At 60.7% G+C, this 24,306-nt stretch carries 19 protein-coding genes; 8 read left to right on the top strand and 11 right to left on the bottom strand.

The features are described from left to right. The coding region (locus ACTQZF_RS05895) for a hypothetical protein (protein ID WP_441554792.1) at window positions 1–214 on the top strand (214 nt) is incomplete at its 5' end. Window positions 215–418: 204 nt separating this feature from the next. On the opposite strand, the gene ACTQZF_RS05900 is transcribed toward ACTQZF_RS05895, so the two are convergent. From ACTQZF_RS05900 to arcA (ACTQZF_RS05925), 6 genes are all read right to left on the bottom strand, one after another. Then, window positions 419–1,906: a YfcC family protein gene (locus ACTQZF_RS05900; RefSeq protein ID WP_370450555.1), complete on the bottom strand. Its 1,488-nt coding sequence runs from the start codon at window positions 1,904–1,906 to the stop codon at window positions 419–421. A gap of 138 nt (window positions 1,907–2,044) precedes the next feature. Then, complete coding sequence (gene argF, locus ACTQZF_RS05905; RefSeq protein WP_154515223.1) at window positions 2,045–3,040, bottom strand: ornithine carbamoyltransferase; 996 nt, start codon at window positions 3,038–3,040, stop codon at window positions 2,045–2,047. 106 nt (window positions 3,041–3,146) lie between these two features. Continuing rightward, on the bottom strand, window positions 3,147–4,388 hold the full coding sequence (gene arcA, locus ACTQZF_RS05910; protein WP_427719159.1) for an arginine deiminase: 1,242 nt from the start codon (window positions 4,386–4,388) through the stop codon (window positions 3,147–3,149). Window positions 4,389–4,968: 580 nt separating this feature from the next. Then, window positions 4,969–6,093: an aminotransferase gene (locus ACTQZF_RS05915; RefSeq protein ID WP_441040929.1), complete on the bottom strand. Its 1,125-nt coding sequence runs from the start codon at window positions 6,091–6,093 to the stop codon at window positions 4,969–4,971. Between the two features lie 16 nt (window positions 6,094–6,109). Beyond that, entirely contained in the window at window positions 6,110–7,588 is a 1,479-nt protein-coding gene (locus ACTQZF_RS05920; protein WP_441040931.1) for an amino acid permease, read from the bottom strand. 138 nt (window positions 7,589–7,726) lie between these two features. Next, window positions 7,727–8,968 carry an arginine deiminase gene (arcA, locus tag ACTQZF_RS05925; protein ID WP_427719159.1) on the bottom strand — a complete coding sequence of 414 codons (1,242 nt, stop codon included), beginning with the start codon at window positions 8,966–8,968 and terminating at the stop codon, window positions 7,727–7,729. 550 nt (window positions 8,969–9,518) lie between these two features. On the opposite strand from arcA (ACTQZF_RS05925), the gene ppk1 reads away from it, so the two are divergent. Then, entirely contained in the window at window positions 9,519–11,927 is a 2,409-nt protein-coding gene (ppk1, locus tag ACTQZF_RS05930) for a polyphosphate kinase 1 (protein ID WP_441554793.1), read from the top strand. Between the two features lie 86 nt (window positions 11,928–12,013). Beyond that, window positions 12,014–13,342 (top strand): 23S rRNA (uracil(1939)-C(5))-methyltransferase RlmD, encoded by a 1,329-nt coding sequence (rlmD, locus tag ACTQZF_RS05935; protein WP_441554794.1) that lies wholly within the window; start codon window positions 12,014–12,016, stop codon window positions 13,340–13,342. 219 nt (window positions 13,343–13,561) lie between these two features. Here rlmD and ACTQZF_RS05940 read toward each other — a convergent pair whose 3' ends face one another. From ACTQZF_RS05940 to ACTQZF_RS05950, 3 genes are all read right to left on the bottom strand, one after another. Next, window positions 13,562–15,010, bottom strand: a complete 1,449-nt coding sequence (locus ACTQZF_RS05940) for a PTS transporter subunit EIIC (protein ID WP_441554795.1) — start codon at window positions 15,008–15,010, stop codon at window positions 13,562–13,564. A gap of 31 nt (window positions 15,011–15,041) precedes the next feature. Next, complete coding sequence (locus ACTQZF_RS05945; protein WP_441044763.1) at window positions 15,042–16,472, bottom strand: 6-phospho-beta-glucosidase; 1,431 nt, start codon at window positions 16,470–16,472, stop codon at window positions 15,042–15,044. Between the two features lie 123 nt (window positions 16,473–16,595). Beyond that, window positions 16,596–17,327 carry an EamA family transporter gene (locus tag ACTQZF_RS05950; RefSeq protein ID WP_441554796.1) on the bottom strand — a complete coding sequence of 244 codons (732 nt, stop codon included), beginning with the start codon at window positions 17,325–17,327 and terminating at the stop codon, window positions 16,596–16,598. 12 nt (window positions 17,328–17,339) lie between these two features. Here ACTQZF_RS05950 and ACTQZF_RS05955 point away from each other — a divergent pair, with 12 nt between their 5' ends. The 4 genes from ACTQZF_RS05955 to ACTQZF_RS05970 all read left to right on the top strand — a co-directional run bounded on the left by ACTQZF_RS05955 (window position 17,340) and on the right by ACTQZF_RS05970 (window position 20,379). Further along, window positions 17,340–17,579: a hypothetical protein gene (locus ACTQZF_RS05955; protein WP_441554797.1), complete on the top strand. Its 240-nt coding sequence runs from the start codon at window positions 17,340–17,342 to the stop codon at window positions 17,577–17,579. Window positions 17,580–18,156: 577 nt separating this feature from the next. After that, window positions 18,157–18,699 (top strand): DJ-1 family glyoxalase III, encoded by a 543-nt coding sequence (locus ACTQZF_RS05960; protein ID WP_154517253.1) that lies wholly within the window; start codon window positions 18,157–18,159, stop codon window positions 18,697–18,699. Further along, the gene (locus tag ACTQZF_RS05965; RefSeq protein WP_441554798.1) at window positions 18,696–19,277 is read left to right on the top strand and encodes a Maf family protein; all 582 of its coding nucleotides are present in this window, start codon (window positions 18,696–18,698) and stop codon (window positions 19,275–19,277) included. Before ACTQZF_RS05960 ends, ACTQZF_RS05965 begins: the two co-directional genes overlap by 4 nt. 100 nt (window positions 19,278–19,377) lie before the next feature. Beyond that, window positions 19,378–20,379 carry a P1 family peptidase gene (locus tag ACTQZF_RS05970; protein WP_441554799.1) on the top strand — a complete coding sequence of 334 codons (1,002 nt, stop codon included), beginning with the start codon at window positions 19,378–19,380 and terminating at the stop codon, window positions 20,377–20,379. A gap of 374 nt (window positions 20,380–20,753) precedes the next feature. Here ACTQZF_RS05970 and ACTQZF_RS05975 read toward each other — a convergent pair whose 3' ends face one another. Next, window positions 20,754–21,785 (bottom strand): glycosyltransferase family 2 protein, encoded by a 1,032-nt coding sequence (locus ACTQZF_RS05975; RefSeq protein WP_441554800.1) that lies wholly within the window; start codon window positions 21,783–21,785, stop codon window positions 20,754–20,756. Then, on the bottom strand, window positions 21,778–22,980 hold the full coding sequence (glf, locus tag ACTQZF_RS05980; RefSeq protein WP_441554801.1) for a UDP-galactopyranose mutase: 1,203 nt from the start codon (window positions 22,978–22,980) through the stop codon (window positions 21,778–21,780). The genes ACTQZF_RS05975 and glf overlap by 8 nt, the downstream gene beginning before the upstream one ends. A 231-nt stretch (window positions 22,981–23,211) precedes the next feature. Here glf and pta point away from each other — a divergent pair, with 231 nt between their 5' ends. Continuing rightward, window positions 23,212–24,192, top strand: a complete 981-nt coding sequence (pta, locus tag ACTQZF_RS05985; protein WP_441554802.1) for a phosphate acetyltransferase — start codon at window positions 23,212–23,214, stop codon at window positions 24,190–24,192. Window positions 24,193–24,306: the final 114 nt, after the last annotated feature.

The following is a 24,306-nucleotide window of genomic DNA, read 5'->3' on the forward strand; positions in this document are numbered from 1 at the left end:
AGATGTGTATAAGAGACAGTTTTTGACTACCCTTTATGTGGGGGTAGTCAAAAAAGCCCCGTCCCAAATTAGCTGCCCCAAACGCACTTCCCCTGCACCAACAATGGCAACATCGCAGGTTGAGCATAAGTCAGCGAGCGCCGTCCAGAACGTACAAGTTGGCATGAAAAAGGCAAGGCATAGACCTTCTGGTCATGCCTTGCCTTTTGAATGACAAATTGTCGTTCTGGGCGGCGCGCAGCGTCAACTGGTTGCGCGGTTCGTAGAACCGCGCAACATAAGAGCGCCCCCTCCCGCGCACGGAACGGGAGGGGGCTAAAGGTAGGAGTCTACCGGTGGGTTGACCCCACCGGACAGACGATGACCAAGTGATCCTCTACAGGATCGTCAAGGTTTCCGTGGGGCACCCGTTGGGTACTTAGATCAACACGCAGGCGACGGTCAGGATGATGGCGCAGACGACGGAGAGAACGACGATGAGCTTAAGGGCAAACTTGAGCCAGGTCGTCCACTCGATCTTGGCCAGGGCGAGACCGCCCATGATGGCACCGGAGGTCGGGGTGAACAGGTTCACGACACCGATGGCGGCGGAGAAGATCATGACCATGACCTCGGGCGAGAAGCCGAGCTTAACAGCCAGCGGTCCCATGATGGGCATGGAGACGGTAGCCATACCAGAGGTCGACGGGATCAGGAAGGACAGGCCGAAGTAGACCAGGAAGCTCATGGGAGCGAAGATCACGCCGGACAGACCAGCCAGGGCACTGGCGGCAGCGTCGAGGACGTAGACGTCGAGACCGGTGTTGGCCATGAGGACGGAGATGCCACGGGCGAGGGCGATGACGAGAACAACGGACATCATGTCGGCAGCGCCGGTGATGAAGGTGTTAACGATCTGCTTCTCGGACAGGCCACCGATGATACCGATCAGGATAGCCATGAGGAAGAACCAGGTGGAAGCCTCGTCGAAGTACCACTGGCCAATGGGCAGGCCGGTGATCAGGGCAGACCAGCCCTGGACGACGGTGTTACCGTCGGCATCGTAGACAGCGCCAGCGTCAAAGAAGTTTGCAACGCCCTCGTTGAGGTCGGCCAGCGGAATGAAGCCGACGATCATGACGACGAAGGTGAAGGCAAAGGCGATCAGAACACCCTTCTGACGACCGGTGAGCTTGACCTCCTTGTTAACCTCGGAAGCAGCCTTGCCGTGAGCCTCTTCGGCGTCCTTGAGCTCCTGCATCGACAGGATGGTGGAACCCTTGTCAGCCTTGACCTTCTTGGCATAGCCCATGACGAAGAAGATGGAAATGGCCGTGGTAACAATCCACAGGACGGCACCGAGGCCGATGATGATGGACTGGTTGACCTCAATGCCAACGCCGGTCAGAGCGTCGACGGCAGCGCCGACGGCGAACGGGTTAACCGTGGAGCCCAGGCAGCCGCAGCCAGCGCCGAGCAGGACGGTAGCGGCGCCGACCATGGGGTCGAAGCCGGCAGCCATCATGGTAGCGGCGAGCAGGGCGTAGAAGGGAACGGTCTCCTCGCACATACCATAGGTGGTACCACCGAGGGAGAAGATGAGCATAAGGACAGGAACGAGCATGATCTCGTTGCCCTTAAGCTTCTGCACCAGAACGGCAATGCCGTTGTCCAGGGCGCCGGTCTCGGTCATCATACCGAGGAAGCCGCCCAAGATCATAACGAAGAGGCAGACGGGCAGAGCGTCAGCGAAGCCCAGAATCGGGGCGGTGCAGAAATCGCTCAGGCGGGCTGCAGTAACAGCGCCGCCGGACGTGCCGGAGACGATAACGGTAATCACTGCAACAATTGCCAGCAGAGCTAGAAGAATGGTGAACGATGAAGGCATACCGCGCTTTTTCTTAGCGGTCTCAGTCATAGTTCTCATCCCCCCTTCATAAATCATTTAACTTTCTCGCGCGAAGCGGATCTTCCGTGCCGTGCCCACCGCCCGACGCAAGATATTTACCAGACAAACCGCTCGGGGTGTGCAGCAATACACCCCGAGCGAAATGCTTAAAGGCTCTTACTTGAGCGTTGCGTACATGACAGCCTTGATGGTGTGCATGCGGTTCTCGGCCTCGTCGAAAACCTTGGAAGCGGGGCTCTCGAAGACCTCGTCGGTGACCTCCTGCTCGGTAATGCCGAACTGCTCGCACTTCTCGGCGCCAATCGTGGTGTTGGTGTCGTGGAAGCTGGGCAGGCAGTGCAGGAAGATGGCACCCGGGTTGGCCATAGCCATGACCTCGGAGGTGACACGATACGGGGTGAGCTGAGCGATGCGCTCGGCCCAGACCTCGTCAGGCTCGCCCATGGAGACCCACACGTCGGTGTAGATAACGTCGGCACCGGTGACGCCGTCCTTGACGTCGGTGGTCAGCTTGATGGTGCAGTCGTTAGCCTCGGCGATGGGCTTGCAGGCCTCGATGACGTCGTCAGCGGGCATGCACTCCTCGGGGCCACAGGCCACGAAATTCATGCCGAGCTTGGAGCAGACAACCATGAGGGAGCGAGCAACGTTGTTCTTGCAGTCGCCCATGAAGACGAGGGTCTTGCCCTTGATGTCGTAGTTGAAGTTCTCCTGGACGGTCAGGATGTCGGCGAGCATCTGGGTGGGATGCCACTCAGTGGTCAGGCCGTTCCACACGGGCACGCCGGACTTAGCGGCGAGCTCCTCGACGTCGTCCTGGGCAAAACCACGGAACTCGATGCCGTCATACATGCGGCCGAGAACGCGGGCGGTGTCCTCGATGGACTCCTTCTTGCCCATCTGCGACGAACCCGGATCGAGGTAGGTGACGCCCATGCCCAGATCCATGCCGCCGACCTCGAAGGCGCAGCGGGTACGAGTGGAGGTCTTCTGGAAGAGCAGAACGATGTTCTTGCCCTCGAGATAGCGGTGCGGAACGCCAGCGCGCTTCATGTCCTTGAAGTTCTTGGAGAGCTTGAGCAGGTACTCGATCTCCTCAGTGGTGAGGTCGAGGAGCTTGAGGAAGCTACGGCCGGAGAGGTTAACACCCATGGTTCGTTTCCTTTCGAAAATAAGAATTACGCAAGTAATTAGTGTTGCCCGTTTGACGGGCGAAACCGGTGCGGTTGTAGGGGGACCGCACCGGAAACGGAAAGACTTAGAGGTCCTCGCGCCAGAAGGGCATGCTCATGCAGCGCGGGCCGCCGCGGCCGCGGGAGAGCTCGGCGGAGGGCACGACGAGAAGGTCCAGGCCCTCCTTGTACAGCACGTCGTTGGTGACGGTGTTGCGGGCGTAGACGCAGATCTTGCCGGGCTCGACGCACAGGGTGTTGGAGCCGTCGTTCCACTGCTCGCGGGAGGCCGCGATCGGGTCGCCGCCGCCGCAGGGGATCAGCTTGACCTGGTCGACGCCGGTGGCGTCCTCCAGGACGTGCTCGAGGGTGTCCTCGATCAGGCGGATGTTCACGTCGCCCGGGTTCTTGCCGGCGGTCAGCTCGTAGACGCGCAGGGTGCCCATGATGGCGGGGTGGATCGTGAACTTATCGACGTCGATCTGGGTGAAGACCGTGTCGAGGTGCATGAAGGCGCGCGAGACCGGGATGTCGAAGGCCAGGATGCGCTCGACCTTGGAGTCGGAGTTCCAGAAGATGTTCTGGGCCATGACGTCGATAGCGGCGGCCTGGGTGCGCTGGGAGATGCCGACGGCGAGGGTCTTCTCGTTGATGTTCAGCACGTCGCCGCCCTCGGTGTGGAACTGGCAGTCGCGGCGGAAGTACAGGGAGACGTCCTTGTAGTCGGGGTGGTACTTGAAGACGTACTTGCCGTACAGGGTCTCGCGGTTGCGGGTGACCGAGTACATGCGGTTGAGGTTGACGCCCTCGCCGACGACCGCGAACGGGTCGCGGGTGAAGTAGAGGTTGGGCATCGGGTCGATGATCAGGTCGGACTCGGACTCGGAGTTGACCAGGGAGTCGAGGGTCGTGGAGGCCGTGAGGGGCATCTCGATCTCGGCCTTGGTCATGCCGGCCATGGTCTTCTTGACGAACTCGAGGTTGTCCTCGATGGAGTCCAGCTTCTCGCGGACGATCTGCGGCATGTGCTTCCCGCGGATGCCGGCCTCGGCGATGTACTGGTCGGTGAACTCGGCGCGGGCGCCGGGGACCTGGTCGAACACCTCGGCGACGAGGTTCTCGAGGTAGAGCACCTCGACGCCCTGGTCCCTCAGGATCTGGGCGAAGGTGTCGTGCTCCTGCTGCGCGACCTCCAGGAACGGGACGTCGTCGAACAGGAGCCGCTCGAGCTCGTCGGGCGGCAGGTTGAGGAGCTCGTCGCCGGGACGGTGCAGGCAGACCTTCCTGAGCTTGCCGATCTCGGAAGGCACGTGCAGACCTTTCGTCATGGCCTCCTACCTTTCTTTCGGGCCCTTGTCAGGGCCGATTCGTTAGCGCCCCTCCGTGTGAGGCGTTATTGCTGACGACATATTTATATCCAAAATCAACCCATACTTCCACCTTGCCCCCGAACGGTTTTTTATAGGGGGTGAACGGCATACACATATACTTCACGCATGGCACACTTTGATTTAATAAAGTTTATTTACGTGCTTAAACGCGTTTTCAATCCAAAAATCAAATGGAACTAAACTTTGTTAAACCACCCTCAGATTGCATATTTCGTGCAACGATATGAATAGAATTCGCAATTCTTGCTGTCTCTCAACCATTTTAATTTTTATTCATAAAAAAGTTTGTCCTATTCATTTTTAGCAAACAGATTACCGTTTACCAGACGTTGGATACCGTTCACCGGAAACTTAGTATAAGGCCCGTCGAATACCCGATCGATCTTGCGTCCCCATTTGTAACAACTTGACTTTTCCGGCGGCAAAGACATGCAGACCCGCTCCCCAAAAGGGAGTGGGTCTGCATTCGGTACGCCTAGGGCCAAGTAAGGTTTAGTCCTTCGAGGGCCTCAAGGGATTAGCGATCGAACTCGGCCAGAGCCTCGCCCAGAAGCCTCAGGCCCTCGCGAAGAACATTTTCGCTCGCGCAGTAGCCCAGGCGTGCGCCGCAGGGAAGCTCAAAACGGCTGCCGGGCACCAGCAGCACTCCCCTCTCGGACAACAGGCGCTTGCAGAACTCCTCGTCGTCCTCGGGAATATCAAGCTGGATAAACGAGGTAGACACGCCCTGCGGGGCCGTCCAGGAAACGCGATGTTGCGTATCGATCCAAGCCTGCGCGATATCGCGATTGCCAGACACGATCTTGCGGTTGCGCTCGAGAATCTTGTCCTTGTGCTCAAGCACATAGGTCGCCAGGGCATCGTTGAATACGCCGCCGCAGATCATGGTGTAATCGCGATAGGTACGGATGCGATTGGACACCTCTTCGTCGGCCACGACCCAACCCACGCGGGCTGCAGGCGTCGAATAGGTCTTAGACACCGAGTTGGTGACAATGGCCTTCTCATACACGTCGACCATCGACATAAAGGACTCGGTGTTCTCGAGCGGCAGATACACCTCGTCACACAGCACGTAGGCGCCCACCGAACGGGCGATCTCGGCAATCTGACCGAGCGTATCGGCATCAAGCACCGTACCGATGGGGTTCGATGCGTTATTGATGCAGATGAGTTTCGTGTTGGGGCGAACCAGGCGCTTGAGTTCCTCGATATCGGGCTTCCAGCCGAGCTCCTCGCGAAGCTCCCAATACTCGACCTCGGCGCCCAGTGTACGCGGGATCTCGTAGAGCGGCGCATAGGTAGGCCACTCGGCAATCACGTGGTCGCCGGGCTCGACAACGGCCATGATGGCGTTGAGGTTGGCACCCGTGCAGCCATTGGTCTGAAGAATGTGATCGGGATTGACCTCGCGACGATAGAGCTTGGCGACCTCGGCCTTAAAGTCGGGCGAGCCCTCGATCCAGCCGTAGTTCATCTTCTCGCGGTCCAGGCGCTCGTAGAAGGTAGCGCCGTCCTGCTCGTCGAGCGCGCGCAACTCGCCCATGGTAAGCGACGAGATCGTCGACTGGGCGATATCCCACGTAGCGCTCTTCTCCCAAACGTTGAGCCATTCCTCAACGCCGATTGTCTTGATATCCATGGCTAGGCTCCAATCGCTAGAACACGGGGATGATGCCGGCGAAGGTCATGGGAATGGAGATGATGCCCAAAAGGGCGATCACCACGGCACAGATAACCTGGCCGTTGCCCATGGACTGACCAGACTCGGTGAGTGCCTTGCGATAGAACAGGAAACCGGGAATGTAGCCCAGACAGGCAAGCAGCAAGAAACCCCAGCCGGTAAAGAGCACGCCGACGACCTGGAACACCAGGGCGAGGATACCGATAAGAGCCTGGCCCGACTCGCCGCGCTCGCGAGAGAGCTTGACCTGATAGGCAGCAGCGTAGGCCCAGGTGACAACGATGGTCACGGTGCACATGGAGATCGCGAAGGTATAAGCGTCGGCAGCGAACGTGGCGATGATGATGAACGCCTCCGTCAGGGCACCGACGATAATCAAGGCCATCTGCGGCGCGCCCTTGGCGTTGACCTCGCCCCAGGACTTGGGAAGCAGACCGTGGTCGGCCATCATCGAGGAGACCTCGGCGGGAAGCATGGTAAAGGAGAGCCAGGAGCCGCACACCGAGATGATGATGGCCCAGGAGATGAAGGCGCCGCCCCAGCCGGGAGCAAGCTGCTCGAACACGGAAATGGTGGCAGGCTTGGGAGCCGCAACCAGATCGGCATAGTCAACAACGCCGTACGGAATGACGGAAGCGCCGATGTAGAGGGTGAGCAGCACGATCAAGCCGATGATAGTGGCGGAGCCGACTTCACTCTTGCGCTTAGCGCGACCGGACATGACCGAAGCGCCCTCGACGCCGATGAAGACCCACATCATGATCAGAATGCACTGCGTGACCTGGTTGGCAACGCTTCCGAGTTCAACGCCGTTGGCGGCGATGATCGTGGCATTGCGCGCGGCGGTGCCCCAGAAGTCGGCGGTAAACACACCGGCATTAAAGGCGAAGCAGGAAAACACGATGAACAGCAGGATGGAGGCAATCTTAATGACCATGACGATCGCGTTGAAGGCCGCAGCGCTCTCGACGCCGCGAATGACCAAGAACGTAATACCCCACAGGACCAGCGACACGACAACGACGCCGACGACAGCGGGGTTTCCGGTCACGGGATCCGAGAACACGCCCGGCATGATCGTGCCCAGGCAATAATCGGAACCCAGGACCTGGGCGATCATGGTGCCAAAGCCGACATTGCCGAGCCAGGCGGAAAGCCAATAGCCCCAGCCGGAGATAAATCCGTGGAAAGGACCGAAGCCCTCCTCCGCGTACGCGCAGGCGCCGTCAAGATCGGGGCGCTTGGAACCCACGTTGGCGAGCGAGAGCGCCAGCATCAAAAAGCCCAGGCCGCAAACGACCCAAGCGATGAGCGCAGCACCAGGAGAGGCGACGTTAGCGAGCTGACCGGTAAGGGCGAAGACGCCCGTGCCGATGCAGGAGGAAACGACCATGCCGACAAGGCCGAAAAAGCCGACACCGTTGGGGTTATCGACACGACTGTCTTTAGACATAATGGCCACCTTATCTGTTGTTGAATTAGCTTCATTAAACAAGAATGGGGCGGTGCGAAAGATCCGCACCGCCCCAATGGGAGACATCTAATGGCAGTTAGACGTTTGCTTTAAGACCTGTACGGGTCTTTGAAAACCTTAGAGGTCCTCGCGCCAGAAGGGCATGCTCATGCAGCGCGGGCCGCCACGGCCGCGGGAGAGCTCGGCGGAGGGCACGACGAGAAGGTCCAGGCCCTCCTTGTACAGCACGTCGTTGGTGACGGTGTTGCGGGCGTAGACGCAGATCTTGCCGGGCTCGACGCACAGGGTGTTGGAGCCGTCGTTCCACTGCTCGCGGGAGGCCGCGATCGGGTCGCCGCCGCCGCAGGGGATCAGCTTGACCTGGTCGACGCCGGTGGCGTCCTCCAGGACGTGCTCGAGGGTGTCCTCGATCAGGCGGATGTTCACGTCGCCCGGGTTCTTGCCGGCGGTCAGCTCGTAGACGCGCAGGGTGCCCATGATGGCGGGGTGGATCGTGAACTTATCGACGTCGATCTGGGTGAAGACCGTGTCGAGGTGCATGAAGGCGCGCGAGACCGGGATGTCGAAGGCCAGGATGCGCTCGACCTTGGAGTCGGAGTTCCAGAAGATGTTCTGGGCCATGACGTCGATAGCGGCGGCCTGGGTGCGCTGGGAGATGCCGACGGCGAGGGTCTTCTCGTTGATGTTCAGCACGTCGCCGCCCTCGGTGTGGAACTGGCAGTCGCGGCGGAAGTACAGGGAGACGTCCTTGTAGTCGGGGTGGTACTTGAAGACGTACTTGCCGTACAGGGTCTCGCGGTTGCGGGTGACCGAGTACATGCGGTTGAGGTTGACGCCCTCGCCGACGACCGCGAACGGGTCGCGGGTGAAGTAGAGGTTGGGCATCGGGTCGATGATCAGGTCGGACTCGGACTCGGAGTTGACCAGGGAGTCGAGGGTCGTGGAGGCCGTGAGGGGCATCTCGATCTCGGCCTTGGTCATGCCGGCCATGGTCTTCTTGACGAACTCGAGGTTGTCCTCGATGGAGTCCAGCTTCTCGCGGACGATCTGCGGCATGTGCTTCCCGCGGATGCCGGCCTCGGCGATGTACTGGTCGGTGAACTCGGCGCGGGCGCCGGGGACCTGGTCGAACACCTCGGCGACGAGGTTCTCGAGGTAGAGCACCTCGACGCCCTGGTCCCTCAGGATCTGGGCGAAGGTGTCGTGCTCCTGCTGCGCGACCTCCAGGAACGGGACGTCGTCGAACAGGAGCCGCTCGAGCTCGTCGGGCGGCAGGTTGAGGAGCTCGTCGCCGGGACGGTGCAGGCAGACCTTCCTGAGCTTGCCGATCTCGGAAGGCACGTGCAGACCTTTCGTCATGGCCTCCTACCTTTCTTTCGGGCCCTTGTCAGGGCCGATTCGTTAGCGCCCCTCCGTATGGAGCGCTGCTTGCTGACAGCTCTAGTTATATCCAAATTTCAACCGCAATTCCACCTCGCCCCCGAACGGTCAACAAAGTACGATGAACGGTATATCGCATATGATTTCCCATGATGCACTTCAGTTTCGTAAAGCAGATTTTCCTAGGTAAACGTTATTTTTCTAGGAAATCAAGATTGAACACTCAAAGTTATCCATGATTCAAAATTGCATAGCGAAAACGGTTTTCTGCATATAAATGACGCTTGTCCTCGATTCGACCTAAATTCGATTATATTCAGCTTGCTATCATTCTTATTCATACATTCTCACCAGTTGAGTGAGGATATAGATCGCTTGTTCAAAGCACCGGACGTTAGTGCTTCGGATCGTCAGCGTAATAAGTAGGTAAAGATACCGTTCGCGCGATACGTCCGCGCCATAGGTCGACTAAATTGAGACAATAAGAAATAGTGTTAGGCTACCGTCCCTTTGGGGACTGAACGGACAGATGCATATGCCGAGCAAAATCGAAAAGAAGCAGAACGCCGCCAAGCTGCGCAAGAAACCGCGCGATTTCTCGTATACGCAAAATCGAGAGCTTAGCTGGCTGCGCTTTGATAACCGCGTACTCGACGAAGCCTTCGATGAGTCTGTGCCACTGTTCGAGCGCCTTAAGTTCGTCTCGATCTTCGAGTCAAATCTCGACGAGTTTCTCATGGTGCGCGTGGGCGGCTTGTCCGATCTGGCAGAGCTCAAAAAACAGCCCGTCGACAACAAGAGCAATATGACCGCCTCCGAACAGGTCGATGCTGTCATGGCAGAGCTGCCCGGGCTCCTTACCCGCTGGGAGTCGATCTTTAAGAGCATCGAGGACAAGCTCGACACTCTGGGCGTTCACCGCGCCCGCATCGATTCGCTTACGCCCGAGGAACATACCTTTGTAACCCGCTACTTCCAGGCCTACGTATCACCGGTCATCTCGCCGCTGGTCATCGACCCGCGCCATCCCTTCCCCAACCTGCGCAACGGCGCGCTCTATCTGGCTTGTGGCCTGGACGGCATCACCGACGAGGAGAGCCTGCTGGGCCTTATCGAGATTCCCGCCTCGATGAACCGCGTGGTCGAAATCCCCTCGCCCACCGGCACCTACTCCTACATTCTGCTCGAGGACGTCATCCTCGCCTGCCTGGACAGCTGCTTCGGCTCCTATAAGCCGCTCGACCGCGCGCTCATCCGCGTCACCCGCAACGCCGACATCGATCCGGACGGCGAGGGCGTCGAGGAGGAAGAGGATTACCGCCAGCACATGAAGCGCATCCTCAAGAAGCGCCTGCGCCTGCAGCCGGTGGTGCTCGCCGTATCGGGCTCGCTCGAAAAGCCAACGCTCAAGACCATCCGCAAAGCGCTCGAGCTTTCGCGCCGCTCGGTTTTTACCTGCGATATCCCGCTCAACCTGGGCTATGTCTTTGGCATCGAGGGCAAAATACCCGAGCATCTACGAAACGAGCTGCTCTTTACGCCGTTTAGGCCGCAGCCCAACCCCACCATCGATATGACCCGCTCCATCCGCGATCAGGTGCTGCAGCACGACAAGCTGCTCTTTTACCCTTACGAGACCATGAATCCGTTCTTGGACCTGGTGCACGAAGCAGCCTACGACCCCGAGTGCATCTCGCTTCGCATCACGCTCTACCGCGTGGCCAAACAAAGCCGCCTGTGCGAGTCGCTCATCGATGCTGCCGAAAACGGCAAAGAGGTTACAGTGCTCATGGAGCTCCGCGCCCGCTTTGACGAGCAAAACAACATCGAATGGGCCGAGCGGCTGGAAGAGGCCGGCTGCACCGTTATCTACGGCTCCGAGGGCTTTAAATGCCATTCCAAGATCTGCCAGCTCACCTATCGCGAGGGCATGGCGCTTACCCGTCTGACGCTTTTGGGTACCGGCAACTTTAACGAGAAGACGGCCAAGCTCTACAGCGACTTTATGCTCATGACCGCGCATCCCGGCATCGGCGAGGACGCTAGCCTGTTCTTCCGCAACCTGTCGCTGGGCAACCTGCGCGGCGACTACCGCTTCCTGGGCGTGGCGCCCGTGGGCCTCAAGCCGCTCATCATGCGCGGCCTGGACCGCGAGATTCAGCGTGCCCTTGTCGGCGAGCCCGCCCGCGTGTTCTTTAAGCTCAACTCGCTTACCGACCGCGAGGTCATCGACAAGATCGCCGAGGCATCGTGTGCCGGTGTGCGCGTGGACATGATCATCCGCGGTATCTCGTGCCTCAAACCCGGTGTTCCGGGCAAGACCGAGAACGTGCACGTGCGCTCCATCGTCGGACGCTTTTTGGAGCATGCGCGCGTCTATGCCTTTGGCGTGGACTCGGATATGATCTACCTGAGCTCGGCAGACATGATGACGCGCAACACCGAGCACCGCGTGGAGATCGCCTTCCCCGTGCTCGACCCCACCTGCCGCGCCCAGGTGCACGAGTACATGGGCATGCAGCTGCGCGACAACGTGAAGGCACGCAGTCTGACGAGTGACGGCACCTGGATTCCCGTGAAGCGCAAAGAAGGCGAGAAGCCCTTCAACTCGCAGGAAGCTCTGCTGGAGCGTGCCTATCGCAACGCCGAGGCCGTCGCCAAGGCAGAACCTACGCTCGCATCCAAGCCTGAGCTCGAACCGCAGCCGGCCGCACCCGAGGTCCAGAAGGTTCAGGCAACCGTCATAGAGCCTGAGTCCGAGCCTGCTCCTCGGCCCCAACCGCAGGCGGCCAACCCCGCGTCCGAGAAGGGCGCCCGCCGCGAGAAGCCCGCTGGCAAGACCAAGACCATCGAGCGCCATCGCCCCGGTCGCGTGCGCATGGGACTGGGCCTGATCGGCCTAGGCCTTAAGACGCTCATTACCGGCAAGACGAAATAGACGTTTGTAGAAGCGCCCCGTATTTGAGGAATACCCCAAATACGGGGCGTTTTTCACTGCTACCATGGTTGCGAACAATACCGCGAATGACAGGCAGGAACATGAAGCTCACCATAGAATCGATGACCTACGGCGCCGACGGACTGGCGCACGCCGACAACGGCAAGGCCGTCTTTGTGCAGGGCGCCGTGGCAGGCGACACCGTCGAGGCCGAGATCGTGCAGGACGGCAAGTCGTTTATGCGCGCCCGCACGACCGAGATTCTGGAGCCGGGCCCCGATCGCATTCAGCCCCCCTGCCCCTTCGTGGGCGTCTGCGGCGGTTGTTCGTGGGGCAATCTCTCGCGCACCGCGCAGCTTGCCGCCAAAGAGCAAAACCTGCGCTCCACGCTCGAGCGCATTGGCAAGTTCGCCCCCGAGCAGGTCAACGATCTTGTCCAGCCCATCCGCCACACCAAGGACGACTGGGGCTACCGCAACAAGATTGAGCTGGAGCCCACCCTCGTTAACGGCCGCGTTCGCCTTGGCATGCACGGCGTCGATCCCAGCAAGATCGTGACCGTAGATTCGTGCCCGCTGTTCGATAAGCGTTTTCCCAAGGCGCTCAAATCGGTCGTCGGCGCGCTCAACTATCTGAGCGGCAGTCACGATCTGGGTCTGGAGCGCGTGGGCATTCGCGCTTCGCGTCGCACCAAGGCACTCGAGGTCGCACTTTGGACGCCCACGGGCTCCTTCCCGCGCTCGCAGGTCTCGCGCGTGTTGGCAGACGCCGCTCGCCCCACGAGCGTAGTGCGCGTCATGAGCAAGGGCGAGAAGAAGGCCCGCCGCGTCTCCAAGGTGGAGATGCTCGCCGGCGAGGGCTCCTGGACCGAGAACATCGCCGACGGCCAGATGCGCCTTTCGGCCCCATCGTTTTTCCAGGTCAACACCAAGGGCGCCGAGATTTTGATCGAGCTTGTCATGGAGGCGCTCGACCCGCAAGAAGACGAGCTTGCCATGGACCTGTACTGCGGCGCCGGCACCTTTACCCTGCCGCTCGCCCGCCGCTGTGGTTTTGTTGCCGCCGTCGAGGCCTACGGCCCGGCCGTGCGCGACCTGCGCCGCAACCTCGAGATCAACAAGCTCGATAACATCGATGTCATCGGCGGCGATGCCGTGCGCGAGTTCCCCGACCAGGATGCCGATGTCCTGGTGGTCGACCCGCCGCGTGCAGGTCTGGCACCCGAGGCAATCGACCTCATCGCCAGCACGAGCGCCCGCGACGTGGCCTACGTGAGCTGCGATCCGGCGACTTTGGCACGCGATCTTAAGCGCTTTGTCGAGGAAGGCCCCTTCTCCCCCGTCAAGATCACGCCGGTCGACCTGTTCCCGCAAACCTTCCACTGCGAAACCGTCGCCCATCTCAAGCGCAACTAGACTGTTTGCCCAAGACCACACCCGATGATTTTTCTGGGACGGGGATAAAAATAAATTTGGGGACTGCGGACGATTTCTTGGACATTGAACTGCCTCCCGAGAAAGCTAAACGCCTTCTGGCAGGTTGTCCCGGGCCGAGGGCGGCCGCCTCGACCGCCCTCGGCCCTCACCCACCTCAACTGCCCTCAACTACATAGAGCTGGTCGAGAAGGGCCCAAGCTAGCGGGCGCCTTCCTCGTCGTCGTTGGGCCGGTAGGTGATGAACTCGATGACGAAGGCCAGGACGGCAGAGACGAGCGAGGCGATGATCGCGAAGATCATGTGGGAGATTCCGGCGCCACCAGGGGTCCCGTCGATGAAGTTGAGCAGGTTGAAGACACCGAGGCCACCCGAGATGTACATGAGGGCGCCCGTCATTCCCACGATGGCGCCGCCCACGGCGGAGCTCAGGCATGCCACGACGAACGCGCGCTTGTTGGAGAGGGCGATGCCGTAGATGCCCGGCTCGGTGACGCCGAAGAAGAAGGCGGAGATCATCGCGGGAAGGGCGATGCCGCGGAAGCGCTCGTCCTTGTTTCTAAGATACATGGCAAAGATAACCGCTCCGAGCGCGAACCCGTGGCCGACGGTGGCGGCGAGCACGCTGTCGTGGCCGAGGGTGTTCAGGTTCATGATGGAGATGGGGATGAGGCTCCAGTGGAAGCCAAAGATGACGAGGCACATCCACAGTCCGCCGACCAGGGCGCTGCCCAAGACGGAACCAACCACGGGAAGCTGGAAGATGAACGAGAACGCCACGCTCAGCAGGTTGGTGATGAGGGTGGCCACCGGGCCGATGACGAGGTAGCCCAAGACGATGGAGACCGTCATCGTGGCGAGCGGGACGAGGAACATCTTGAGCGCAGCCGGCATCCAGCTCTTGAGCCAGCGCTCAATGATAGAGCCGAACCACACCATGAGAAGGACGGGAATCACCGAGCTCACGTAGCCGGACACGGGCATGATGATGGGGACCCCGAGGGCGGTGGCGTACCACGAGAACGTGCCGGCCACGCCGAGGTCGATGCTACCGAGCGCCTCGCCTGAGGTCAGGGCGACCATCGTCGGGTAGAGGAGCGCCACGCCGATTGCCACGCCGGTGAACTCGTTCATGCGGAACTTGCGCGCGGCACTGAACGCCAGGGCGACGGGAAGGAAGTAGAAGAAGCCGTCAGCCACGGTGTAGAGCAGCGTGTAGAGGCCGTCGTTTGCAAAGGCCGGGACGAAGTAGGTGATGAGGGCAAGCAGTCCCTTCATGATACCTGCGGCGGCAAGCGGTCCCAGGATGGGCTGGAAGATGCCAGAGATGAGGTCGATGATGACGGAGGCAACGGTCTTATCGCCCTGGGGCTCGTCGTCGGCGCTTGCGCCGCCCGAGAAGTTACCGGCCTCCAGGACCGCGTCGTAGACGTCCTCGACGATGTTACCCACGACCACCTGGTACTGGCCGTTGGCCTGGATGACCTGGATAACGCCCTTGAGGGCCTCTATCTTGGCCGTGTTGGCGCGGGACTCGTCCTTGAGCTTGAAGCGCACACGCGTGATGCAGTGCGCGACGCTGGCGACGTTCTCGGCGCCGCCTACGTTCTCGAGTATGGATCTGGCCAGATCGTCGTATTTTTCAGCCATTATTTTCTCCTTAGTGATATTGCCCGGGCGGCTAGCCCAGGTCGCCTCCGTTGGTGGCGATGGCCTGTCGGTACCAGTAGAAGCTCTTCTTGCGCCTGCGCTCGAGCGTGCCGTTGCCCAGGTTGTCGCGGTCCACGTAGATGAAGCCGTAGCGCTTCTCCATCTCGCCGGAGCCCGCGCTCACGAGGTCGATCGGCCCCCAGGTGGTGTAGCCGAGCATCTCGACGCCGTCCTGCTCGATGGCGTCGCGCATGGCCTCGATGTGCTCGCGCAGGTAGGCGATACGGTAGTCGTCCTCGATCGTGCCGTCGGGAAGCACCTCGTCATAGGCGCCGAGGCCGTTCTCCACCACAAAGAGCGGCTTTTGGTAGCGGTCCCAGAGGTCGTTGATCGTGATGCGGAACCCCAGCGGGTCGATGACCCAGCCCCAGTCGCTCGTGCGCACGTAGGGGTTCTCCACGCCGGCGAAGGCGTTGCCCTCGGCGACGCCGCCCACGGAATCGGGGTCGCCCGCGGTGCAGCGCGAGGAGTAGTAGCTAAACGAGATGAAGTCGACGGTGTTCTCCGCAAGGATACGCTCGTCCTCGGCGGTCATGCCCACGTCGATGCCCTCGCGCTCGAGCATCTTGAGCGCGTAGCCGGGGTAGTGCCCGCGCGCCTGCACGTCCACGAAGAAGAGGTCCTCCTGGTTCTTGACCTGCGCCGCTCGGACGTCCTCGGGGCGGCAGGAGTAGGGGTAGTAGCTTCCCGCGGCGAGCATGCAGCCCACCTTGTTCTCCGGGTCGACCTCGTGGGCGATCTTGGTGGCCCAGGCGCTGGCCACGAGCTCGTTGTGCGCGGCGCGGTACTCGGCCTCGCGGGCATTCTCCCCGGGCTCGAGGACGATGCCGGCACCCATAAAGGGACGGTGCAAGATCATGTTCATCTCGTTGAACGTGATCCACCAGCGCACGAGGCCGCGGTAGCGGTTGAAGAGCACCGTCACGAGCCGCTTGTAGAGCTCAATGAGGGTGCGGTTTCGCCAGGCGCCGTACTTCTTGACGAGGTGGATGGGGCAGTCGAAGTGCGTGATGGTCACGAGGGGCTCGATCCCGTGCTCGCGGCAGCAGCGGAACACGTCCTCGTAGAAGGCGAGCCCGGCCTCGTTGGGCTCCTCCTCGTCGCCGTTGGGAAAGATGCGGCTCCAGGCGATGGAGAGGCGAAAGACCTTGAAGCCCATCTCCGCGAAGAGGGCTATGTCCTCTCGGTAGCGGTGGTAGAAGTCGATGCCCGTCTGGGCCGGGTAGTAGTAACCGGGCTCGAAGTCGAGCATGCGCCTCAGGCCGCGACTCACGTCGTTGCGCTCCGGCCCGTGTGGGATGACGTCGACATTGGCAAGGCCGCGGCCGCCCTCGTCATAACCTCCCTCGCATTGGTTGGCGGCGGTGGCTCCTCCCCAAAGGAACCCTTTTGGAAATGGCATAGTGCCTCCTTCTCTCTGGCGTCCCCACCTCTGCGGGGGACGCTTTAATAACGTCCTTGCGACCTCACGCGCCGGGCCCGTGGCCCTTTCCCTGATGCGCGCGGGCCGCCTGTGAAGGGATGACTAGCTGACGGCTTGTCCTGCGGCGGCGCGACGTGCCTCCCGGCCTCCAAGCAGGGAGGGGACCTGTGCCAGGCACACGCCGGCGAGGATGATGGCGACGCCCAGCCACTCGACGACCCCGAGCGGCTCGCCGAGGACGATCATGGCGATGAGCAGGCCGGCGGGGAGTTCCGCGGCGGCCATGACAGTGGAGAGGCCCGCGGGCAGGTGCGGAGAGCCCATGCCGAAGAGCAGGACCGGGCAGAGCATGCCAAAGAAGCCGGCGATGACGGCAAAGGGCAGGATGCCCTGGGCGAGGACGCCCGAGACGACGTAGTCTGGGCACACCGTGAGCGACATGACCACGGAGCCCGCGCATACGATGACGCCACGCTGCTCGGACGAGCAGGGGGCCTCGACCTTGCCGGAGAGGGTGACAAAGAGGGAGCAGGACACGGCCGCCCCCAGCGCGCAGAGCAGGGCCACGGGGTCGTACCCGGTGATGCCGGTCTTGTAAACGCCGCTGGCGAACACCGTTCCGAAGACGATGACCAGGGCGGAGACCACTTGGAGGGCCCTCGGCGGTCGGCGCGTCATGACGGTCTGCCACAGGAGCCCCAGCCACGTGAACTGGAAGAGGAGCGTGAGCGCCACCGGGGCGGGCAGCACGCTCATGGCGTAGCAGTAGAGGATTGAGGTGAGGCAGGTGAGGGTTCCCAGGCCCATGAGCTTAAGGGCGAGCTTCCAGCCCACGCGCTGCCAGCGGTGCCCGAGTGCGCGGCCCGCGAGTGTGGCGAGGGCGAAGAAGAGGCAGCCGAACCACGCCTGGCTCGCCACCACCTGCGCCGAGGTGAAGCCCGCGGCGTAGGCGAGCTTGTAGGTCGTGGCCATCGCGCCGTAGCAGGCGCCGCCCGCAAAGACCTGGAGCGCCGCCTTGGCCTGTCCCGCGCCCGTGGCTCCTGCCCCGGCGGCCTGTTGCTTGATTGTGTTTGTTCCTGCCATTAGGCTCCCTTCCGTCTGCTGTCTTGCAGATGCACGTCTCGTGCGTCTGTTCCCTGCAGTCGGAAGGTGGGCTCGTGCGGTCTTCTGGCGGTGCATGTGGCACCTGCTGCCAAGACGAAAAAAGCCACGCAACCGACTGCTCGGTTGCGTGGCAAAAAGGTGGCTAGCGCCCAGAAAAGTCCACGCGTTTTTAGACTGAGACAAAATACTACAACAGGTGAGATTCCGTCAAGAAAAACCGAAGAAAAAAGTGAGTCTCTGCCCGCCGTACCTGCGGCGGTCGTTCCCCGAACGGGGCGGTGCGTTGGGGACTGTCTCGATCTGTAACAGTAAGACCCGGTTTTAGTCCGTAGATGTTACAGATTTAGACGTTTTGTCGGGGCGGTTTCCGTTTGTCTTGATCTGTAACAGTTAGGGGTCAAAAGTGGGTCTAGATGTTACAGATTGAGATTGTTAAGGATGGGTGAGGGTAGCTAAAATAGCCCCGTCCCTTTTTAAACATTGGGAAATCGAGCGTGGCAAGCATAGGTCTTCGGGGTATAAGACGGCTAATTGTATCCGCCTTACGAAAGGAACTCTCATGCCCAGCGTTGCCGTTCTCGCCGCCGATGGTTTTGAAACTATTGAATGCCTGACCATGGTCGACGTCATGCGTCGCGGCGGCGTGCGTGCCACGCTCGTCTCGATCATGCCCACACGCGAGGTCGTGAGCTCGCTGCAGATTCCCGTGACCTGCGATGCGCTCTTTGACGAAATCAACTTTGAGGAGTACGACTGCGTCGTGCTGCCTGGCGGCCTGCCCGGAGCCACCAACTTGCGCGCCGACCAGCGTGTCTGCGATGTAGTCTGCGAGTTCGCCGCAACCAAGCACGTTGCCGCCATCTGCGCCGCCCCGTTTATCCTGGGCGAGCTTGGTCTGCTCGAGGGACGCCGAGCCACGTGCTTCCCCGGCTTTGAGAAGAGCTTCCCCGAGGGTGCTTATACCGGCGAGAAGGTCACGCAAGACGGCAACATCATCACTGCCAGCGGCATGGCACAGTCACTTCCCTTTGCCTTGGAGCTGCTGCGCACACTCGCCGGCGACAAGGCCGTCGAGAAGGTTGCCGAGGGCATCCAGCTATGATTTTGGCTTCGCAATCGCCGCGCCGCATAGAGCTGATGCGCGAGGCGGGCTATGACGTTCGCGTAATTCCCGCAGATATCGACGAAACACCTTTTGATGGCGAAGCTCCGCTTACGCTTGTCGAACGCTTGGCACGCGCCAAAGCCGCTGCCGTTGCCTCCGAGCACGCCGAACCCAACGAACTGACTGTCGCAGCCGATACCATTGTCACCTTTGACGGGCAAATTTTGGGCAAGCCGGCAGACGAGAACGAGGCACGCACCATGCTCCGCGAGCTTTCGGGCCGCACGCACCAGGTGGCAACCGGCGTCTGCATCGTTAAAGCCGGCGACACTGCAGCTCCGCATGCCGCCGAAAGTCTGTCGTTTGTCGATGTGACCGACGTGACGTTCTATGAGCTTACCGAGGAGCAGATCGGGCACTATGTTGCCTCCGGCGAACCCATGGACAAGGCCGGAGCCTACGGTATCCAGGGCGCAGGCGGCCGCATGCTCGTGCATGACATTTCGGGCGACTTCTACAACGTGGTGGGATTACCCATCGCTCGCGTCGCACGCGCGATTCAAAAACTCTCGTAATTGCATCTGGCGCTGGGTATCCCCCGGCGCCTACAATTTTGCCGTACCGCACGGATCCCGACCGAGCATAAGGCCCGGCGGAAAACCGATAGGAGAAAACATGGACACACTGCTCGAAGCCATTGACGTTTGCGATGTCGATGGCTTTTGCTTTGGCAACTATACAGACGAGGAGGCCGGCACCGGCTGCACCGTAATCGTGGCGCCCGAGGGTGCCACCGGCGGCGTTGACGTACGTGGTGGCGCTCCCGCTTCGCGCGAGACCGATCTGCTGCGTCCCGAGAACACCGTCGATAAGGTCCACGCCGTCTGCCTTTCGGGTGGTTCGGCCTTTGGTCTCGAAGCGGCAAGCGGCGTGGCCCGCGAACTCGAGAGCCGCGGCATCGGCCTGCCCGTCGGCCCCACGCAGGTGCCCATCGTGTGTTCCAGCTGCATCTTCGACCTCGCCTTTGGCGATCCTACCGTGCGTCCCGACATTGAGGCCGGTATCGCCGCCGTACGCGAGGCGCTCGACCATACCCCCACCACACTCGAGCAGGGCAATGTAGGTGCCGGCACCGGCGCCACCGTAGGCAAGCTCATGGGGCCCGCCACCTGCATGAAGGCTGGCCTTGGAGCTGCTGCCGTGGCACTCGGCACCGTCAAGGTGGGCGCCGTGGTCTCGGTCAACGCCTGTGGCAACGTGGTCGACCCGACCACCGGCGAGTGGGTGGCCGGCATGCGCGCCGCAGCCGATAGCGACCAGATCGTCGACATGGAGCTCGCCGCCCTTGCCGCCGCCGGCTCTATGAAAATGCCACTCGACCGCACCAACACCACCATCAGCTGCATCGTCACCAACGTGGAGCTCACTAAGGCCCAGGCCACCAAGGTCTCCCAGATGGCCGCAGACGCCTATGCACACGCCATCCGCCCCACACACACCACCAACGACGGTGACACCATCTACACCCTTGCCAGCGGCAAGCTGGGCAGCCAGGCAAGCGCCGCCGTTCCCCTAGACCTGCTGGGCATGCTCGCCGTAAGGGCCCTGGAAACCGCCATCGTAAACGGAGCCAAAACCGCCAAAACATCCCACGGCATCCCCGGCATCGCGAAGTAATCCACTCGACCGTCGGTCGGAGGCGGGCGGGCGTTACGTTTGCTGCTCTACAGTCCTATGCAAGACGAAGGCCACATTAAGTGGCCTTCTTTGCATGCGGAACTCGCGACAAACATAACCAAGACCAACCGGGCAACCTACTCAACAAGATCTCTTTCAGCCCAGGCCCCTGTGTACCGCGCGTCCAAGATCTTCAAATTCAGGCAGCCTGACAATCGATTCTTATAGCAAAGGCCCCTTGGCCTTTAGTTTGATACAAGTTCCGCACGAGCCGGAAAGCACTTAATGTGCTTTCCGTGCGAGCAGGACTGTTCGCAGTAGCAAACTAAAGGCCAAGGGGCCCAGTCAACCTATCAGCAGCGATTACTCAACAGCTAGTTGAATTTGAAGATCTTTGAGGCAAGACGGTATAGGCCGAGTGTGGTTTTGTCTCCAGCCCGCCCGTGCAGGTTGGTAAAGAAGCCGACCACACCGTAGCGTGCACGACGATACATACGCTCGTCGTAGGCCTTCAAATCACTCCACAATGTCGTCAGGCGCTCGTCGGCGCAATCCTCATCGGAAAGCTTGGTTAGCACCGAACAAATTGCCATCATCATGGTGAAATAGCCCATCATGTACGCGCGCAGACGCGACGACTCGACATCGCTGTACAAATGGAACGCCTCCATCATAATGCGCGTCACGCGAAACTGCTGGTCCAGACGTTTGACCATCGTGGCCTCGTTGACGCTCTGGCCCTCGCGACCGATAAAGTAACGATAGAGGTCGATGTCGGCGTAGTACATGGTCTTGCAGCGCGGCAGCGGCACATAGGCGTAGATATTGTCGACATAGAACGTGTGCGGCGGCATAGGCAGATTGGACGCGCGCAGCACATCCGTGCGATAACACAGGCTGTGCATGAGCAAATTCTGGTCCGGGCGGAAATGGCCAATCTGGTCCCAGGTAAAGATCTTTTTGCGCGGCAGGGCAAACTTGTAACCAATAGCGGTATGCGTACCCTCGTAAACCTTCTCGTACACATAGTTCGAGATAAACAGATCGACGCGCTGGTCGCGCTCCTCAAAGCCACGCAGAATCGAAAGCATGGTCGAAAGCGCCGCACCGTCGAGCCAGTCATCCGAGTCGACGACCTTGTAGTAGGTGCCCTGCGCCTCGCGCAGGCCCGAGAGGACGGCCATGCCGTGGCCGCCGTTCTCCTGATGCACCGCGCGGATGATACCGGGGTAACGCGCCTCCCACTCATCGGCCTTAGCTGCCGTCTCGTCCATGGAACCGTCATCGACGATGATGATCTCGATATCGGTGGCGTAATTGCTCCCCTCCAGAATGGAGGTGATGCAATGGTCCATGTCCTTGGCGGCGTTATACGAGGGAATACCGAATGATATGACTTTATGCATGGCAGGCGATAATCTCATCCGAAAGATCGAGGGCAGAGTTGGTCACGGCATCCATATCGTAGTAACGATACTCGGCCAGGCGACCCACCGGGTGGAAGTTCGTCAGGTTCTGGACGCGCTCAAGATAGCGCTCATAGAGCTCGCGGTTCTCGGGCTCCAGAATGGCGTAATAGGGCGTCTCGCCCGAGCCGGGCGTATAGGCCTTGGAATACTCCTTCATGATGGTGGTCTTGCCGGGCAGGACCTGACCAGTCATGTTCTTGAACTCGGTGATACGCGTGTAATCCTCGCTCGTGGTGTAATTGACGGTGCCCACGGGCTGGAACTGGTCCATATCGAGCGTCTCGAACTTCATGTCGAGCGTACGGTACGGCAGAGCGCCCAAGTCGAGGTTGAACAGCTCGTCGAGCGGACCGGTGTAGACGATCTCGCCGCCATAGACCTTGCCGTCGATCTTGACGGTGGTCTCGTCAATCTCAAAGAGGTCGCGGGCATCCACGTCGCAGAACACATCAATCAGATCGTGGTCGAGCATATGCTCGAACAACGCGGTATAGCCGTCCTGCGGCATGCCCTGGAAGGGAGCCTGCGGGAAATAGCGGTCATCGTCGCCCACAAAGACGGGAACGCGGCCGGTGATCGAGGGATCGATCTGGTCGGGCGTCTGGCCCCACTGCTTCATGGTGTAATGCAAAAAGACGTTCTCGTAGACGTAATCGGCGACCTCGGCAAGATCCGGGTCGTTCTTCTTGCGCAGCTCCATGATGGGCACCTTGACGTCCTTGCCAAAGGTCTCCACGAGCTTCTGATACAGCTCCTCGCCGCGCTCATCGCCAAAGGCGAGCTTGAGGCTCGCGTGGTTAAAGGGCACGGGCATAAGGGTGCCGTTGATGTTGGCGAGCACCTTGTGCTGGTAGTCCGTCCACTTGGTAAAGCGCGACAGAAAATTGTGGACGCGCTCGTTAAAGGTATGGTAAATGTGCGGACCATACTCGTGGACCAGGATCCCGGCCTCATCAGAGCAGTCGTAAGCATTGCCCGCAATGTGGCCACGGCGCTCCAAAACGGCAACGCGATAGCCGATGGTCTCGGCAAGACGGCGGGCACAAACGGCACCGGCATACCCGGCACCGACGACAATCATGTCGTATGCGCCGGCATTAAAGCCTTCAGGCAGGCCTGAGGTAATCTGCATCGATACTCCTTGTCAAAAGCCACGGGCTCGTTAGCTGGGCTTTTCTCGAACATTCTTCGAGACATATTTATCAGAGCGATTATAGCGCTAATGCGTCCTATAATGAGCTTGCCACACAAGGAAAGCTCAAGCACCCCGGCGTACATATTTGAAAGGTAAACCCGCTAGCAGCGGGTTTATTCGTGGACAGCCGGGCGCCTGGAGCTTAGCGAAACGCTTGTAAGGAGTAACATGAGCGATTTCCTAAACCGTATGAAGTCTGCCGCCAAGGCCGACCTTAAGACGATCGTCCTGCCCGAGGGCGAAGATCCGCGCACCATCATCGCAGCTACCAAGATCATCGAGGAGGGCTTGGCAAAGATCGTCATCTTGGGCAACCCCGACGAGATCAACGTTCCCGGCGCTACCGTCATCGACCCGCGCAATACCGAGAAGCACGAGGAGTACGCGCAGAAGTTTGCCGAGCTCCGCGCCAAGAAGGGTGTCACCATCGAGCAGGCTCGCGCCCAGGTGATGGACGCCACCTACTTTGGCACCATGATGGTCAAGATGGGCGATGCCGATGGTCTGGTCTCCGGCGCCTGCCACTCCACCGCCGACACCCTACGCCCCGCGCTGCAGATCCTCAAGACCGCCCCGGGCACCAAGCTGGTCTCGGCCTTCTTTGTGATGTGCACCGACACCCCGCAGTTCGGCACCGACGGCACGCTGATCTTCGCCGACTGCGGCCTCAACATCAACCCGTCCTCCGATGAGCTCTCCGAGATCGCCATCGCCTCCGCTCACTCTTGGTCCACCTTCATGGGCAACGTTGAGCCGCACGTGGCCATGCTCTCCTACTCCACCATGGGTTCCGCCGGCGGCGAGGTCGCCAAGAAGGTCCAGGAGGCCGTGAAGTTCTGCAAGGAGAAGGCTCCCGAGCTCGCCATCGATGGCGACCTGCAGCTCGACGCCGCCATCGTCCCCAACGTCGCCCAGCTCAAGGCTCCCGGCTCCTCCGTTGCCGGCAAGGCCAACGTGCTCGTGTTTCCCGACCTCGAGGCCGGCAACATCGGCTACAAGCTGGTCCAGCGCTTCGCCGGCGCCGACGCCTACGGCCCCATCCTGCAGGGCATCGCCAAGCCGGTTAACGACCTTTCGCGCGGCTGCTCTGCCGACGACATCGTGGGTGTCGTAGCCATCACCGCCGTCCAGGCTCAGATGGCTGAGTAGCGCACGCACTCGCCCGAAGGCCGTACGGGCTAACCCCTGAAAACGTCCTCGACCAATGAAACGCCCCCGTTCTGCTCCTTCGGAGCTACGAACGGGGGCGTTTCTGGTCTGCGG

The organism is Collinsella sp. LCP19S3_H3, from assembly GCF_052119145.1.
Classification (GTDB): Bacteria; Actinomycetota; Coriobacteriia; order Coriobacteriales; family Coriobacteriaceae; genus Collinsella.

Excerpts from the sequence above, each read along its gene's own strand:
- ACTQZF_RS05915 (WP_441040929.1), bottom strand. The coding sequence starts at position 6,093 with ATGGATATCAAGACAATCGGCGTTGAGGAATGGCTCAACGTTTGGGAG.
- ACTQZF_RS05970 (WP_441554799.1), top strand. The coding sequence starts at position 19,378 with ATGGACACACTGCTCGAAGCCATTGACGTTTGCGATGTCGATGGCTTT.
- ACTQZF_RS05965 (WP_441554798.1), top strand. The coding sequence starts at position 18,696 with ATGATTTTGGCTTCGCAATCGCCGCGCCGCATAGAGCTGATGCGCGAG.
- ACTQZF_RS05900 (WP_370450555.1), bottom strand. The coding sequence starts at position 1,906 with ATGAGAACTATGACTGAGACCGCTAAGAAAAAGCGCGGTATGCCTTCA.
- ACTQZF_RS05940 (WP_441554795.1), bottom strand. The coding sequence starts at position 15,010 with ATGGCTGAAAAATACGACGATCTGGCCAGATCCATACTCGAGAACGTA.
- argF (WP_154515223.1), bottom strand. The coding sequence starts at position 3,040 with ATGGGTGTTAACCTCTCCGGCCGTAGCTTCCTCAAGCTCCTCGACCTC.
- ACTQZF_RS05975 (WP_441554800.1), bottom strand. The coding sequence starts at position 21,785 with ATGCATAAAGTCATATCATTCGGTATTCCCTCGTATAACGCCGCCAAG.
- arcA (WP_427719159.1), bottom strand. The coding sequence starts at position 4,388 with ATGACGAAAGGTCTGCACGTGCCTTCCGAGATCGGCAAGCTCAGGAAG.
- pta (WP_441554802.1), top strand. The coding sequence starts at position 23,212 with ATGAGCGATTTCCTAAACCGTATGAAGTCTGCCGCCAAGGCCGACCTT.
- rlmD (WP_441554794.1), top strand. The coding sequence starts at position 12,014 with ATGACAGGCAGGAACATGAAGCTCACCATAGAATCGATGACCTACGGC.
- ACTQZF_RS05960 (WP_154517253.1), top strand. The coding sequence starts at position 18,157 with ATGCCCAGCGTTGCCGTTCTCGCCGCCGATGGTTTTGAAACTATTGAA.
- glf (WP_441554801.1), bottom strand. The coding sequence starts at position 22,980 with ATGCAGATTACCTCAGGCCTGCCTGAAGGCTTTAATGCCGGCGCATAC.
- ACTQZF_RS05945 (WP_441044763.1), bottom strand. The coding sequence starts at position 16,472 with ATGCCATTTCCAAAAGGGTTCCTTTGGGGAGGAGCCACCGCCGCCAAC.
- ACTQZF_RS05920 (WP_441040931.1), bottom strand. The coding sequence starts at position 7,588 with ATGTCTAAAGACAGTCGTGTCGATAACCCCAACGGTGTCGGCTTTTTC.
- ppk1 (WP_441554793.1), top strand. The coding sequence starts at position 9,519 with ATGCATATGCCGAGCAAAATCGAAAAGAAGCAGAACGCCGCCAAGCTG.
- arcA (WP_427719159.1), bottom strand. The coding sequence starts at position 8,968 with ATGACGAAAGGTCTGCACGTGCCTTCCGAGATCGGCAAGCTCAGGAAG.